The following is an 11,968-nucleotide window of genomic DNA, read 5'->3' as shown; positions in this document are numbered from 1 at the left end:
GGAGCAAAGCATGAAGAAGGTCTTGTTTACCTTAGTAGGATTGTACTTTTTGAGCAGTTCTATGCTGTTGGCTCAGGAGCTGAAGCCACAGGGTTACTTTGACCGCGATACGCTTAAGGTAGGCGAGCCGCTGACTTATACCCTTACCTTTCGTTACCCTAAAAATCTGGAAGTGGTATTTCCGGGAGAGGACGATCCGTATGCTCCTTTTGAGTACCTGGACCGGACTTTTGCCCCTACTTATTCGGATAGCGTATATAGCTACGACAGTGTGGCTTACCAACTTACTACCTTTGAGCTGGATAGTATTCAAAGTCTGGCTCTTCCTGTGTATGTAGTAAATACTAATCAGGATGGGGAGGCGGATAGCACTGCCATCTATGCCTCTATTGATTCTGTTTACCTGGACCGGTTGATCAAACAAATGCCCGATAGTGTTGCTTTAAAGCAAAATACATCTTTCCGCGATGTGGCGTTGCAGTTCAACTATCCTTATTTGCTGGTAGCCATAGCCACAACACTACTGATTGCCGCATTGGTATATGTGATCTTTGGTAAGCAAATACGTAGGCAGTGGAAGTTATATAAGCTTAAGAAGAATCAGAAAAAGTTTCAGGAGCAATTTGCCAAGGCACTGGAAGCTTTACGAAAATCACCCAATAAACGTCGTTCGGAGTCTACTCTGCTGGTATGGAAGCAGTATATGGAAAGGCTGGACCAGATGCCCTATACCAAACTGACTACTAAGGAAATTGTAAACTCTCCTGCCGGAGAACCTTTACAGCAAGACCTGAAAGCCATTGATCGCAGTATCTATGGTAAGCATGCTAATGGCGAACTTATTCGTTATTTTGAGCATTTAGAACAGCATACAAATCATCGTTTTAAACAAAAGATAGAGGAGATAAAAAATGCCGATTGAAAGCGAAAGTTGGTTTTCTCTGGACTGGTTCCAACCTGCTGTATTCTCAAATTATGAGTATCAGCATCCCTTTTTTCTGTACCTGCTCCCTCTCATCCCACTGTTCTTTATCGTTCGCTGGCTGGTGGGATTACGCTCCAAGCAGAAGCTTCCCATCGCATTTCCCAAAAGTGCTATCAAGCAAAGCCCTATCACCTATTTGCGCCTGATTCCAAATTTGCTGATTGCCATCGTAAGTGCATTATTGCTATTGGCACTCTCTCGCCCACAAAAATCAGATGAGCAGGTAGAACAATGGAGCGAAGGGATAGATATTATGCTGGTGATTGATATTTCGGAATCCATGCGCATTGAAGATTTCCGTCCCAACCGCTTGCAGGCGGCCAAAGATGTAGCTCGTGACTTTATTGCCGGCAGAATGCAGGACCGCATCGGCCTGGTTGTTTTTTCCGGGGACGCTTACTCGCTTTCCCCCTTGACTACCGACTATGACCTGCTGTACAAGTTTATTGAAGACATAGACTTCAACCTGATTGAAAGCCGGGGAACCGCCATCGGCAGTGCTTTAGCGGTGGCTACCAATCGTATGCGGGATGTGGAAGAGGGCGATGAAGGTCCCGAACGCCAGGGAGAAGCTTCTCGGGTGATGGTACTGTTAAGTGATGGTGATAATACCGCCGGTAACCTGGACCCGATCACGGCTGCTGAACTCGCCCATGCTTATGGCATTAAAATTTACTCCATTGCAATTGGTAAAGAAGGTAAAGTACCTTTCGGCAAAGACTTTTTTGGCAATACCCGTTATGTAGAAAACTCGCTGGATGAAACTACGCTCAGGGAAATTGCCAAAATTGGAGAAGGACAGTTTTATCGGGTGTCCAATAAAGAAGCGCTGGAAGAAGTGTTCAGGCTGATTGACGAATACGAGAAAGCCGAGATCAAGGAAACCCGCTATAAAGATACCACTGACTTCTACTGGATTTACCTCTCCTGGGCCATCGGGTTTTTCCTGCTCTGGCTCATCCTCAAATCCACTTTCGTTAGTAATGTGCTAACGGATTAAAAAATTAATAGTGCGTTGTAATTTTGATGGTGAAATATTCTTCTTTGAGCATATCTTACTGCCGAAGCTGAGCTGATAGTATGATGCGTGTTGAAAACATTGCTATACTTAGCTAGCTAGCACTGCATTATTTTTTTTATAGCCTCAACCCTACAAGTACAGCAACATCATTTTTTGTAAGAAATCTATATTTGAAGAAAACCGTTATCTTTAGTAAACAAAATATCAATAGCTATGTCTTTATAAACCATTAAGATCAAGTTTCTTGAAGAGTTTATTTCTTTACAAGATGAATCAGTTGTACGCAAACTTTACGAAACTTTACAGGCTGAAAAGCAGCTGAAGAAATCAAACCTATCCGACTTTGCCGGTATGTGGAGTAACGAAGAAACTGCTCAGATTCGACAGGCTACGGAAGAATGCCGAACCATAGATACGAATGAGTGGTAAAAACTATCTATTAGATACCAATATTATTGTAGCTTTTTTTAATGGTGAGACTGCTATTGTAGAAAAAATAATGGCTTTAAGCAGTGTACAACTTCCTTATGTGGTACTAGGTGAGCTTTATTATTGAGCATTCAAGTCAGCTAAAACTCAACATAACATTGAACGTATCCGTGCTTTTTTGTTATTATGTTCTGTGCTGAAAGCTGATGAAGAAACGAGCTATTGGTATGGTTATATTTGAGATGGTTTACGCCAGAAAGGTAAGCCTATTCCAGAAAATGACATTTGGATTGCAGCAATAGCGCGCCAAAATCAATATACGTTAATTAGTCGGGATAAACATTTTCAACAGATAGATGGGCTGCCTTTGGAGACATGGTAATCTTGAAGCTCTGTGATGCCCCCTGCCCCCTGGCTTGCATCTTCCTGACGAGGCTGGTTTAATAGCAGCATTATATGCGCTGGAAGCATTATTATATTACGAAACCACCTGCTCGGTAGAAATTCCTTTTTTTACCTTAGACAATCCCCAGGCGAGTGCCAGACCGGAAATGATATCCCAGATGCCCCACCATCCGGCGATGATGGCCATGCCTCCCAGTCCGTCAAAGAAATTGAAGATCAGTACCAAAGCGATACCTGAGTTCTGAATCCCTGTTTCCAAGGCAATGGCTTTTTTATCGGGCAATGACAAACTAAATATTTGTCCCAAACTATACCCCCCACCATAAGCTAAAGCATTGTGTATGATCACCAGCAGCATAATGAAATGAATATACTCCAGAAAAATATGGAAGTTGGCGGCAAATGCTCCTACGATAAAAACGCCAAAAATAACGACCGAGATAATGCGGATGGGTTTACGAACTTTAGCGGTTAGCTTAGGAAAATAATGGTTGAAAAGCATACCCAGGAGTAAGGGAATGCCAACAATGAGCAGTATGGTTTCCAGCATTTCCATGAAGCTGATGCTGATTTGTGGCAGTGAGGCTCCGCTGCTTAAATACAGATTTCCCCAGAGGGCGAAATTGGCCGGTGTAGCTACTACTGCAGCTAAAGTAGCAATGGCGGTTAGGCTTACCGATAAAGCTCCATTTCCGCCTGACATCACGGAGAGCATATTGGATAAGTTTCCTCCTGAGCAGCAAGCTACGAGTATCATCCCTAAAGCTACACTGGGAATGGGATCAATCAGTAATACCAGAAGATAAGTTAGCAGAGGTAAAATCAGGAACTGGGCTATTAAGCCAATAATCAGGCTTTTAGGCTTATGCCACAGGTTTTTGAAGTCCGCTAATCTTAATTCAATCGCTACTCCAAACATCACCAAGCCCATACAGATGTTGAGCAGCAGTAAGCTATCCTGGTTAAAATTTAACTTTATTTCATCTAATACTTCCATGTGGGATAGTCCGGTTAGATTGAATTAGGTATCCAGATGGCACTGGTCTCATCTCCTAAAGCCATCGCTTTTCCCTGCAAAAAATCATAGCCGGTCAATGCACAAACAATGGCATCCAGTTGATCTTCGTAAGCTTTTAAATAGGCGATTTTATATTTCTGCTCCTGATTAAGCAGAGGAAGATAATTATCTAAGGAATTATTTACTCTCTTTTGCAAGGCTGTGCGAAGCTTTTGTAGTTGCTTAATGCTCAAGCGATAACGCTCTTCCTGAGAATACTCTTTCCAATATTTACCTTTTTTCTGCACCTTATAAGGCAGACGATAATCCAGCTCCAGGTATTCAATGATACTCACGTGGGGATAAACCTCCATAAAATATGGAGCATTTTCTGGTTTGGCATCTACTCCAGCCCAACTTATCCCCGCATCACTCAACTGAGCAAAAATATGATCGGCTACTTTTCCCGGCCTGTCTTGGGTTGGGCTGTGCACCGCCGCTCCTTTCTTGCCATATTGGCTGGTAATTTGGCGGTCTGCCTCTCTGTAGCCTGTTATGGGTTGAGGAGATAGCGGAATATCCAGGGCTATGACTTTTGGCAGTTTTCCGATTATTTCAATTACTTGGCGTAAATCAGGAAGTGTTAGTTGAGGCAAATCCCTTTTCTCATCAACAAACTCCTTGTATGAACTAACCAGCCTTTTCAGCTTTATTTTCCCTTCATCGTCTTTTTCTAAAAGGGCTAATCCACTACTTCCTCCTGGGGTCCAGGCTGCATCTATGCCTAATATGTATTCAGGCATAACCATTAGATACTAAACGAACGTTCAATTGCTGCCAAAACCTATTTTACTGCCTTTATAGCCCTGTTCTTCCATTTTAGCAGCTGCTTCTTCTACTTTTTCTCTCAGTTCATTTTTATATTTCTCCAAACGTTCAGCTACCTTTTTCTCACTGGAACCAATAATCTGAGCCGCCAGAATACCAGCATTTTTAGCGCCATTGAGTGCTACAGTAGCTACCGGCACACCACCAGGCATTTGCAAAATGGAGAGTACTGAATCCCAGCCATCAATGGAATTACTGGATTTGACAGGCACACCAATGACGGGCAGCGTAGTAACAGAAGCTACCATACCCGGCAAATGGGCAGCACCACCCGCTCCGGCAATGATCACCTTCAATCCTTTATCTCTGGACTTTTCCGCATAGTCCATCATGCGCTGAGGGGTGCGGTGAGCCGAAACGATGGTGACTTCAAAAGGAACTTCCAGTTCTTCTAATATATTGGCAGCCTCTATCATGACCGGCAGGTCTGATTTGCTACCCATAATAATACCTACTTTGGGTTTGCTCATGCTTTGATTTTTAAACTATGTTTAACTTGCTCTACTTTATTTTTTAATACTCTGACATCCTGATCAATAATGGTAATATGGCCCATTTTGCGAAAAGGCTTGGTCAGCTTTTTTCCGTACAAATGGACTTTTACCCCTTCTACCGCCAGCGTTTCTTCCAAACCTTCCAACTTTGCCAATCCAGTAAAACCATCTTCACCCAGCAAATTAACCATAGCGGCAGGTACTTTAGTAGCGGTTGAACCTAAAGGCATATTCAAAATCGCCCTCAGATGTTGCTCAAACTGTGAAGTCACATTGGCCTCAATGCTATGATGTCCGCTATTGTGCGTGCGGGGCGCTATTTCATTGACCAGCAGTTTCCCTTCTTTGGTCAGGAACATTTCTACTGCCAGTAAGCCGGTCATATCTAGTTTTTCTATCACTTCTTTGGCTAAAGCATCCGCGTCAGTGGCAATCTGCTCGCTGATATTGGCAGGGGCAAAAAGATATTCTACCAGATTATGTTCAGGGTGAAAAACCAGCTCCACGACCGGAAAAGTCTTCATCTCCCCCTTTTCATTGCGAGCTACAATTACGGCTAGTTCTTTCTCAAAATCTATTAATTTTTCCAGCAATCCAGGAGCTTCAAAAGCTTTATCCAGTTCCTGCGAAGTAGTAATTTTCTGTACGCCTCTCCCATCGTAGCCTTCTTTTCCCAGTTTATGTACCGCAGGTAGCATGGTGATGTACTTACGAACATCCTCTTTATTTTCAGTAAGCACAAAGTCTGCCGTAGGGATGTCATTTTCTTGATAGAAAGTTTTCTGCTCCCGTTTATCCTGAATCAGCTCAATGATATGGGGCTCCGGATACACTTTGATACCTTCTTCCTGTAGCTTTTTTAGTGCCTGCGTATTTACATTTTCTATTTCTATAGTAACCAGATCGCAAGCTTTACCGAAATTATACACCGTATCAAAGTCAGTAAGTGAGCCTTGGGTAAATTTAGTAGCGATATTTTTACAGGGGGCGTTTTCGTCAGGGTCAAGTATCCACACATCCAGATTAAAGTCTATGGCGGATTGTATCAACATACGGCCCAGTTGGCCTCCTCCTAACACGCCTAATTTAAAATTTTGGTAAAATGCTGCTGACATTTCTTAATTTTTATAGATTAATGCGCAAAGTTAAAGTTTCTCGTCTAGAGATGCTTCTTTTGTCGTATAAGTTTCAAAACCTTCAATACATGCCTAGACTGCTGATTAAGTTTATCTTCCTTATTTTTGTTTGTTTTTCTTTCTGGTCGTGTCGATCGCAGGCCTACCGTTCTGAGCAAATGGTAGAAATGCCCAAGCCCAATATCCTGTTCATTGCAGTAGATGACCTCAGGCCTCAACTGAATTGCTACGGAAAAACTCAAATTATTTCTCCCAACATTGATCAACTCGCCTCTGAAAGTCTGGTATTCAAAAGGGCTTACTGCCAGGTACCGGTTTGTGGTGCTTCCCGGGCCAGCCTGCTTACCGGCCTACGGCCTACCCGCCATCGCTTTATTGATTATGCAACCCGAGTAGATGAAGACGCTCCTGAAGCGCTCACCTTACCGCAGCATCTGAAAGATCATGGTTATTATACTATTTCTAACGGAAAGGTTTTTCATCATCTCAATGATATGATTGAGAGCTGGAGCGAAGCACCCTGGCACCCTAATGAAAGCGGCACCAACTGGCGGGATTATGTGCTGGAAGAAAACATAAAACTATCAGCTGAAAGCGAAAGAGGCAATGGTCCTTCTTATGAAATAGCGGAGGTAGAAGATGATGCTTATTTTGATGGCAAGACCGCTCAAAAAACGATTGATGACTTAAAAAGATTGGCCGAAAAAGATCAGCCTTTCTTCCTGGCCGCTGGTTTCCTGAAGCCTCACCTCCCTTTTAACGCCCCTAAAAAGTACTGGGATTTGTACGATGAACAAACGATCAGTCCGGCAGAGAATAATTTTAGGCCTAAAAATGCGCCGGATGCTGCTATGCACAATTGGGGTGAGCTCCGCAACTACATTGATATTCCTGCCAAAGGACCACTGACAGACGAAAAAGCAGACTCATTGGTGCATGGTTACTATGCCTGCATTAGCTATACCGATGCCCAGATTGGTAAAGTTTTACAAGCGATGGAAGATCTTGATTTAGCAGAAAACACCATTGTGATTCTCTGGGGAGATCATGGATGGAATCTTAGGGAACATGGCCTTTGGTGTAAGCATGCTAATTTTGAAACCTCCCTCCGCGCACCATTGATGATCAAAGTACCCGATATAGAAGGTGGAAAAATGACCAATGCCCTTACTGAGTTTGTGGATATTTACCCTTCACTTTGCGAACTGGCTGGTATTCCGGTACCTCATCATCTGCAGGGAACCAGTTTTGTGCCCTTACTCACTCAGCCTGATCAAACGTGGAAAAAACATACGGTAAGTAAATTTCATAATGGATATACCATTAAAAATGATGATTATCGCTATACGGAATGGAGTGATGAGCAGGGAAAAATCTACGCCCGCATGCTCTATGATCACCGTACGGACTCCCTGGAAAATGTTAATATTTCTGAAACAGCGGAGAGCGAAAGCATCATCCAGCAAATGCAGCAAACTTTATACGCCACCTATCCGGAAGAGTTTGAATAGATAGTGTTATTGTGCGATAGTATTATGGTGTTATGGTAGGATGGTTTGAATTGCACTTATTAACCATAACACCATAATACTATCATCTATCACCCTTCTATCGCGATGCCCATCTTAGCCATTAGTTTGCTGGCATTGAAGCTTTTGCAGATTCCATCGTGGATTTTGTAGTCAAAGTAAATTTCGTCCTGCTCAATACTGCTGGTGAAGCTATAGTTGATCACAGTATTCAGCTCTTTTTCCATTTTACCTAATTCCAGATCGTGGGTAGAAACGAAGCCAAAGGCGGGAAGCTTACTCAGTTGTTTGATCAGTGAAGCTGCTCCATTATGTCTATCCTGTGAGTTGGTACCCTTTAGAATTTCATCCAGCATATACATGACTGGCATTTCGGGGTTTTGCTGCGGATTCTCCAGCATCTGAAGCAGTTGTTTCAGCCGTTTTAGTTCGGCATAAAAAGAGGACACACTTTCTTCCAATGAATCCTGAGTACGCATGCTGGTAAATACCTGGGTAACCGAGGTTTTAAGTTTTTTGGCACAAACCGGAGCTCCCATCAAGGCCAATACTACATTAACGCCTACTGTTCTCAGGAAGGTACTTTTGCCTGACATATTGGATCCGGTAATGATGCAAACTTTTCCTTTCCCTTGCATACTAAAATCATTGCTCACTCTTTTTTTGGAATCAATCAGACAGTGTCCCAATTCCTCAGCTTCAAACACGTAGCCCACTTCCACAATTTCCGGTACTATATATTCGGGATGAGAGAAAGAGAAACCGGCAAGGCTATTGAGGGTTTCCAACTCACTAATACTATCAAACCAATGGCTGATGTCGCCTTTCAGATTACTTTTCCACTTATCTGCTCTCAAAAGCCAGTATACATCCAGCAGGAAAACAATATTGAAAATGTGATAGAATACATTGCCTCTAGAGTTAAAATTATCCAGGATATACTCCAGCTTATTGATCTCTTTGGAAGCTTGTATCCCTTCATGCAGAAAGTTAGTCTTAAGTTTTTGTAACCGCTCATGTTGAAAATCTGTGTCCTCAACACTTCGGATCATGGCCCGATAGGCTTGCAGAGCGCTGATGCTGCTGAAGGTTTTTCTATGCGTAAGGCTCGCTTTTTCAGCCGTAGACCATAAAATAAAGCCGTTAACAAAAATAGCAGTAATCGGCCAGTACCCACTTATATCAGAGGTGAAGTACAGAATAATACCCGCTAATGTGATCAGGGGCATAACAATCATAGCCATCTTGTACAAACTTCTCTTTTCTAAGGCAATGGGCTCTTCCACCCAGCGAAGCAGGGTGTCTGTATCTTCCTCGTTTTCTTTGGCTACTCTCCCATTGGCCTGAAAATCCTGTCGCCAGTCCAGTTTTTCCTTCATCTCCTGTACCGCTTCTTGTCGGCTCAGTACTTCCTCCCTATTAGCCGGGTACATGAGCCAGGATGCCAGCAGTCCTTTTCCTTTGTAGGTGCTAGCCCGGTTGATCAGCTGGTACAATGAGTGCTCCCCAAACACATCCAAATCACCGGTGTAGGGGTGCTGAAGGTCAAGGAACTTCCCCCCGGTCTCCATGCCTTTTAGTTTTCCATTCAGCCTGGCTATTTCTTCTTCATTAATTTCTACCAGGCTATCAATATGAAACCTTCTTTTCTTCAATTGATTATGGCGCCTTACCAATAAAGGAAAAGCTATGATGAAGATGATAGACACAATAAATATGGCACTGCTATTTTGGGCATTGGCGAAATAAACAATCCCCACCAGGAAAAAGACAAAAAGCAGGGTACGCATCCAGGACATGCGTGTGTGCTGCTCAGCTAATCTGAAAGCTTTCGTTTTAAAAAGCTGTATTCTTTCTTCGTATGTTGAGTAGATTTCTTTATTCATGGCTTTGCATAGCTTCTTTATAGCATGTATTTGAACGTAAATATGAAAGATTGTTTCTTAATCGTATCACCTTTTCGCCTTTCTTCGGCTATATTTGTTATTTATATAAGCGATGGAAACAATTACTGATACATTTTATAATAAAACACCGTTAACATTGAATACCATTCAGGGCATTGATTTGCTTGATGTATGTAAAGAGTTTGGTACTCCACTTTATGTATATGATGCTGACAAAATAGTACAGCAGATTAACATGCTACGCAACCTTTTTTCAAGGACACCTTTACAAATCAAATATGCGGCCAAATCCCTAACTAATTTATCGGTGCTTAAGCTGGTCAAAGCACAAGGCATTGGCCTGGATGTGGTATCTATTGAAGAAGCACATTTGGGAATTAAGGCAGGTTTTGCTCCGCAGGAAATTTCCTATACACCCAATTGTGTGAGCTTTGAAGAAATACAGGAAGCGGTAGAACTTGGGGTAGCCATCAACATTGATAATCTCCCCATGCTGGAACAGTTTGGCAAAACCTATGGCAATACTGTGTCTTGCTGTGTGCGCATCAATCCTAACATTATGGCGGGTGGAAACACCAAGATTTCTGTAGGCCATAGCTATTCTAAATTCGGGATTTCTGCATTACAGGTGCGTGAACTGGTTGAGATTGTGGAAAAGAATGATATAGATATCAGCGGCGTACATGTGCATACTGGCTCCGATATTCTGGATGTGGATGTGTTTCTGATGAGTGCGGAAGTAGTCTTTGAAGTGGCAAGACATTTTTCAAACCTGCGTTTCATTGACTTTGGTAGTGGGTTCAAAATCAACTATCATCAGGAGGATAAATCTACCAATCTGCAGGAACTGGCTAATCGCTTGCAGGATAAGTTTCTTGAATTTTGTGAAGATTATGGCAAGCCTCTGGAGATGTGGCTGGAGCCCGGTAAAATTCTGGTCAGTGAAGCCGGTCAGTTTTTAGCAAAAGTAAATGTGGTAAAGGAGAACCCTGCCGTGACTTTTGTGGGCGTGGATTCTGGCTTCAATCACCTGATTCGTCCTATGTTTTATGATGCTTACCAGCACATTGAAAATATTTCTAATCCTGATGGACCTAAAAAGAAGTACCATGTGGTAGGATATATCTGCGAAACTGATACTTTTGGTAGCGATCGTGAGCTGAATGAGGTGCGTCCGGGAGATATTTTGTCTATCAAAAATGCCGGAGCCTATGGTTTTAGCATGGCTTCCAATTATAATTCTCGCCGCCGTCCGGCTGAAGTGATGATTTATCAGGGCAAAGCCCACCTGATCCGTCAGCGAGAAACGCTTGATGATTTATTAAAAAATCAGATTATCATAGACATATAATATGATAAAAATCCGTTCCCTATTATTTCTCCTTCTGACTTTTGCTTACTGTTCTTTTGCTTACGCTCAAGAAGAGAAAAAATTTGTTCATTATATCAACATTGGAGGGGGTTTTACGGCACCTGTCTCTTATGATAAAAGTTTTTCTACCATCGTTTATCGTGGATATGCAGGTTCAGTAGCTGCTCAGTATCATAGGCGAAGCGAAAAGGTAATGGATCATCTGGATTTTCGTTTTGATATAGGCGAACTCACTAATAGTACCAGCCTTGCCTATTTAACGTATTATCGTTTTGAAGGAAACTATAGCTACGAAAAAAAACTAAAAAATATTTGGCAAGATCGTCTGGAATGGCATGTAGGAGGCTCCTTTAATGCATTATGGACATTATTTCAGCATAGAAATTTTAACAATAATGCTTTTAACAATAGTGTATATGGATCTCTTAGCCCTCGGACTTCTTTAGTATATAACTTTAACCTGTTTAACAGAGACTTTAAATTAATAGGGTCTGCTTATCTTCCTATTCTTTCTGTAGCTATGCGTCCCTCTTACGGCTCCAGCAACTTCTTTGGTTTTCTGGACGATGAGCGTGATGATACCTTCAGGCAGCTTGTGGAAAGCAGTAAGCTGGTGTCACTGAATAAATTTTTCCGCTACAGTAATACCTTTGCCCTGGAATACTTTTTTAAAAATAATCCCAACCGTATCCGCTTGAGCTACGAGTGGAATTATCTACGCTATAGTGAGCCCCGGATTACACAATCTGCTTCGCACAATATTACTTTTTCTACTATGTTTAATTTCTGAGGCACCGTTAATTGT

11 protein-coding genes are annotated in these 11,968 nt (G+C 42.3%); 6 read left to right on the top strand and 5 right to left on the bottom strand.

Features of this window, described 5'->3' with window-relative positions:
• Positions 1 to 10 precede the first annotated feature (10 nt).
• From WJR50_RS00480 to WJR50_RS00470, 3 genes are all read left to right on the top strand, one after another.
• Complete coding sequence (locus tag WJR50_RS00480; protein WP_341291238.1) at positions 11 to 922, top strand: hypothetical protein; 912 nt, start codon at positions 11 to 13, stop codon at positions 920 to 922.
• Positions 912 to 1,985, top strand: a complete 1,074-nt coding sequence (locus tag WJR50_RS00475) for a VWA domain-containing protein (protein ID WP_341291237.1) — start codon at positions 912 to 914, stop codon at positions 1,983 to 1,985. Before WJR50_RS00480 ends, WJR50_RS00475 begins: the two co-directional genes overlap by 11 nt.
• 439 nt (positions 1,986 to 2,424) lie before the next feature.
• Positions 2,425 to 2,562, top strand: a complete 138-nt coding sequence (locus tag WJR50_RS00470) for a PIN domain-containing protein (RefSeq protein ID WP_341291236.1) — start codon at positions 2,425 to 2,427, stop codon at positions 2,560 to 2,562.
• A gap of 351 nt (positions 2,563 to 2,913) precedes the next feature.
• Here WJR50_RS00470 and WJR50_RS00465 read toward each other — a convergent pair whose 3' ends face one another.
• From WJR50_RS00465 to WJR50_RS00450, 4 genes are read right to left on the bottom strand one after another with little or no spacing between them, the layout of a single operon-like run.
• Positions 2,914 to 3,837 carry a bile acid:sodium symporter family protein gene (locus WJR50_RS00465; RefSeq protein ID WP_341291235.1) on the bottom strand — a complete coding sequence of 308 codons (924 nt, stop codon included), beginning with the start codon at positions 3,835 to 3,837 and terminating at the stop codon, positions 2,914 to 2,916.
• Between the two features lie 14 nt (positions 3,838 to 3,851).
• On the bottom strand, positions 3,852 to 4,640 hold the full coding sequence (locus WJR50_RS00460) for a DUF429 domain-containing protein (RefSeq protein ID WP_341291234.1): 789 nt from the start codon (positions 4,638 to 4,640) through the stop codon (positions 3,852 to 3,854).
• A gap of 24 nt (positions 4,641 to 4,664) precedes the next feature.
• Positions 4,665 to 5,195, bottom strand: coding sequence for a 5-(carboxyamino)imidazole ribonucleotide mutase (gene purE, locus WJR50_RS00455; protein ID WP_341291233.1), 531 nt, complete (start codon positions 5,193 to 5,195; stop codon positions 4,665 to 4,667).
• Positions 5,192 to 6,334 carry a 5-(carboxyamino)imidazole ribonucleotide synthase gene (locus tag WJR50_RS00450; RefSeq protein ID WP_341291232.1) on the bottom strand — a complete coding sequence of 381 codons (1,143 nt, stop codon included), beginning with the start codon at positions 6,332 to 6,334 and terminating at the stop codon, positions 5,192 to 5,194. The genes purE and WJR50_RS00450 overlap by 4 nt, the downstream gene beginning before the upstream one ends.
• Positions 6,335 to 6,423: 89 nt before the next feature.
• On the opposite strand from WJR50_RS00450, the gene WJR50_RS00445 reads away from it, so the two are divergent.
• Complete coding sequence (locus WJR50_RS00445) at positions 6,424 to 7,866, top strand: sulfatase (protein WP_341291231.1); 1,443 nt, start codon at positions 6,424 to 6,426, stop codon at positions 7,864 to 7,866.
• Between the two features lie 89 nt (positions 7,867 to 7,955).
• Here the strand turns inward: WJR50_RS00445 and WJR50_RS00440 are convergent, their stop codons facing one another.
• Positions 7,956 to 9,770 (bottom strand): MutS-related protein, encoded by a 1,815-nt coding sequence (locus WJR50_RS00440; RefSeq protein ID WP_341291230.1) that lies wholly within the window; start codon positions 9,768 to 9,770, stop codon positions 7,956 to 7,958.
• 112 nt (positions 9,771 to 9,882) lie between these two features.
• Between WJR50_RS00440 and lysA the strand changes: the two genes are divergently transcribed.
• Together lysA and WJR50_RS00430 are read left to right on the top strand one after the other, a co-directional pair.
• Entirely contained in the window at positions 9,883 to 11,142 is a 1,260-nt protein-coding gene (lysA, locus tag WJR50_RS00435) for a diaminopimelate decarboxylase (RefSeq protein WP_341291229.1), read from the top strand.
• A 1-nt stretch (position 11,143) separates the two neighbouring features.
• Entirely contained in the window at positions 11,144 to 11,953 is an 810-nt protein-coding gene (locus WJR50_RS00430) for a hypothetical protein (protein ID WP_341291228.1), read from the top strand.
• Positions 11,954 to 11,968: the final 15 nt, after the last annotated feature.

Source organism: Catalinimonas locisalis, assembly GCF_038039535.1.
Taxonomy (GTDB): Bacteria; Bacteroidota; Bacteroidia; order Cytophagales; family Cyclobacteriaceae; genus Catalinimonas.
Note: the sequence above shows the minus strand (reverse complement) of the source record. Positions and strands in the feature narration are given on the sequence as shown.

Bases quoted from the DNA above. Each gene is read 5' to 3' on its own strand.
- WJR50_RS00480 (WP_341291238.1), top strand. From the start codon at position 11: ATGAAGAAGGTCTTGTTTACCTTAGTAGGATTGTACTTTTTGAGCAGT.
- WJR50_RS00475 (WP_341291237.1), top strand. From the start codon at position 912: ATGCCGATTGAAAGCGAAAGTTGGTTTTCTCTGGACTGGTTCCAACCT.
- WJR50_RS00470 (WP_341291236.1), top strand. From the start codon at position 2,425: ATGAGTGGTAAAAACTATCTATTAGATACCAATATTATTGTAGCTTTT.
- WJR50_RS00465 (WP_341291235.1), bottom strand. From the start codon at position 3,837: ATGGAAGTATTAGATGAAATAAAGTTAAATTTTAACCAGGATAGCTTA.
- WJR50_RS00460 (WP_341291234.1), bottom strand. From the start codon at position 4,640: ATGCCTGAATACATATTAGGCATAGATGCAGCCTGGACCCCAGGAGGA.
- purE (WP_341291233.1), bottom strand. From the start codon at position 5,195: ATGAGCAAACCCAAAGTAGGTATTATTATGGGTAGCAAATCAGACCTG.
- WJR50_RS00450 (WP_341291232.1), bottom strand. From the start codon at position 6,334: ATGTCAGCAGCATTTTACCAAAATTTTAAATTAGGCGTGTTAGGAGGA.
- WJR50_RS00445 (WP_341291231.1), top strand. From the start codon at position 6,424: ATGCCTAGACTGCTGATTAAGTTTATCTTCCTTATTTTTGTTTGTTTT.
- WJR50_RS00440 (WP_341291230.1), bottom strand. From the start codon at position 9,770: ATGAATAAAGAAATCTACTCAACATACGAAGAAAGAATACAGCTTTTT.
- lysA (WP_341291229.1), top strand. From the start codon at position 9,883: ATGGAAACAATTACTGATACATTTTATAATAAAACACCGTTAACATTG.
- WJR50_RS00430 (WP_341291228.1), top strand. From the start codon at position 11,144: ATGATAAAAATCCGTTCCCTATTATTTCTCCTTCTGACTTTTGCTTAC.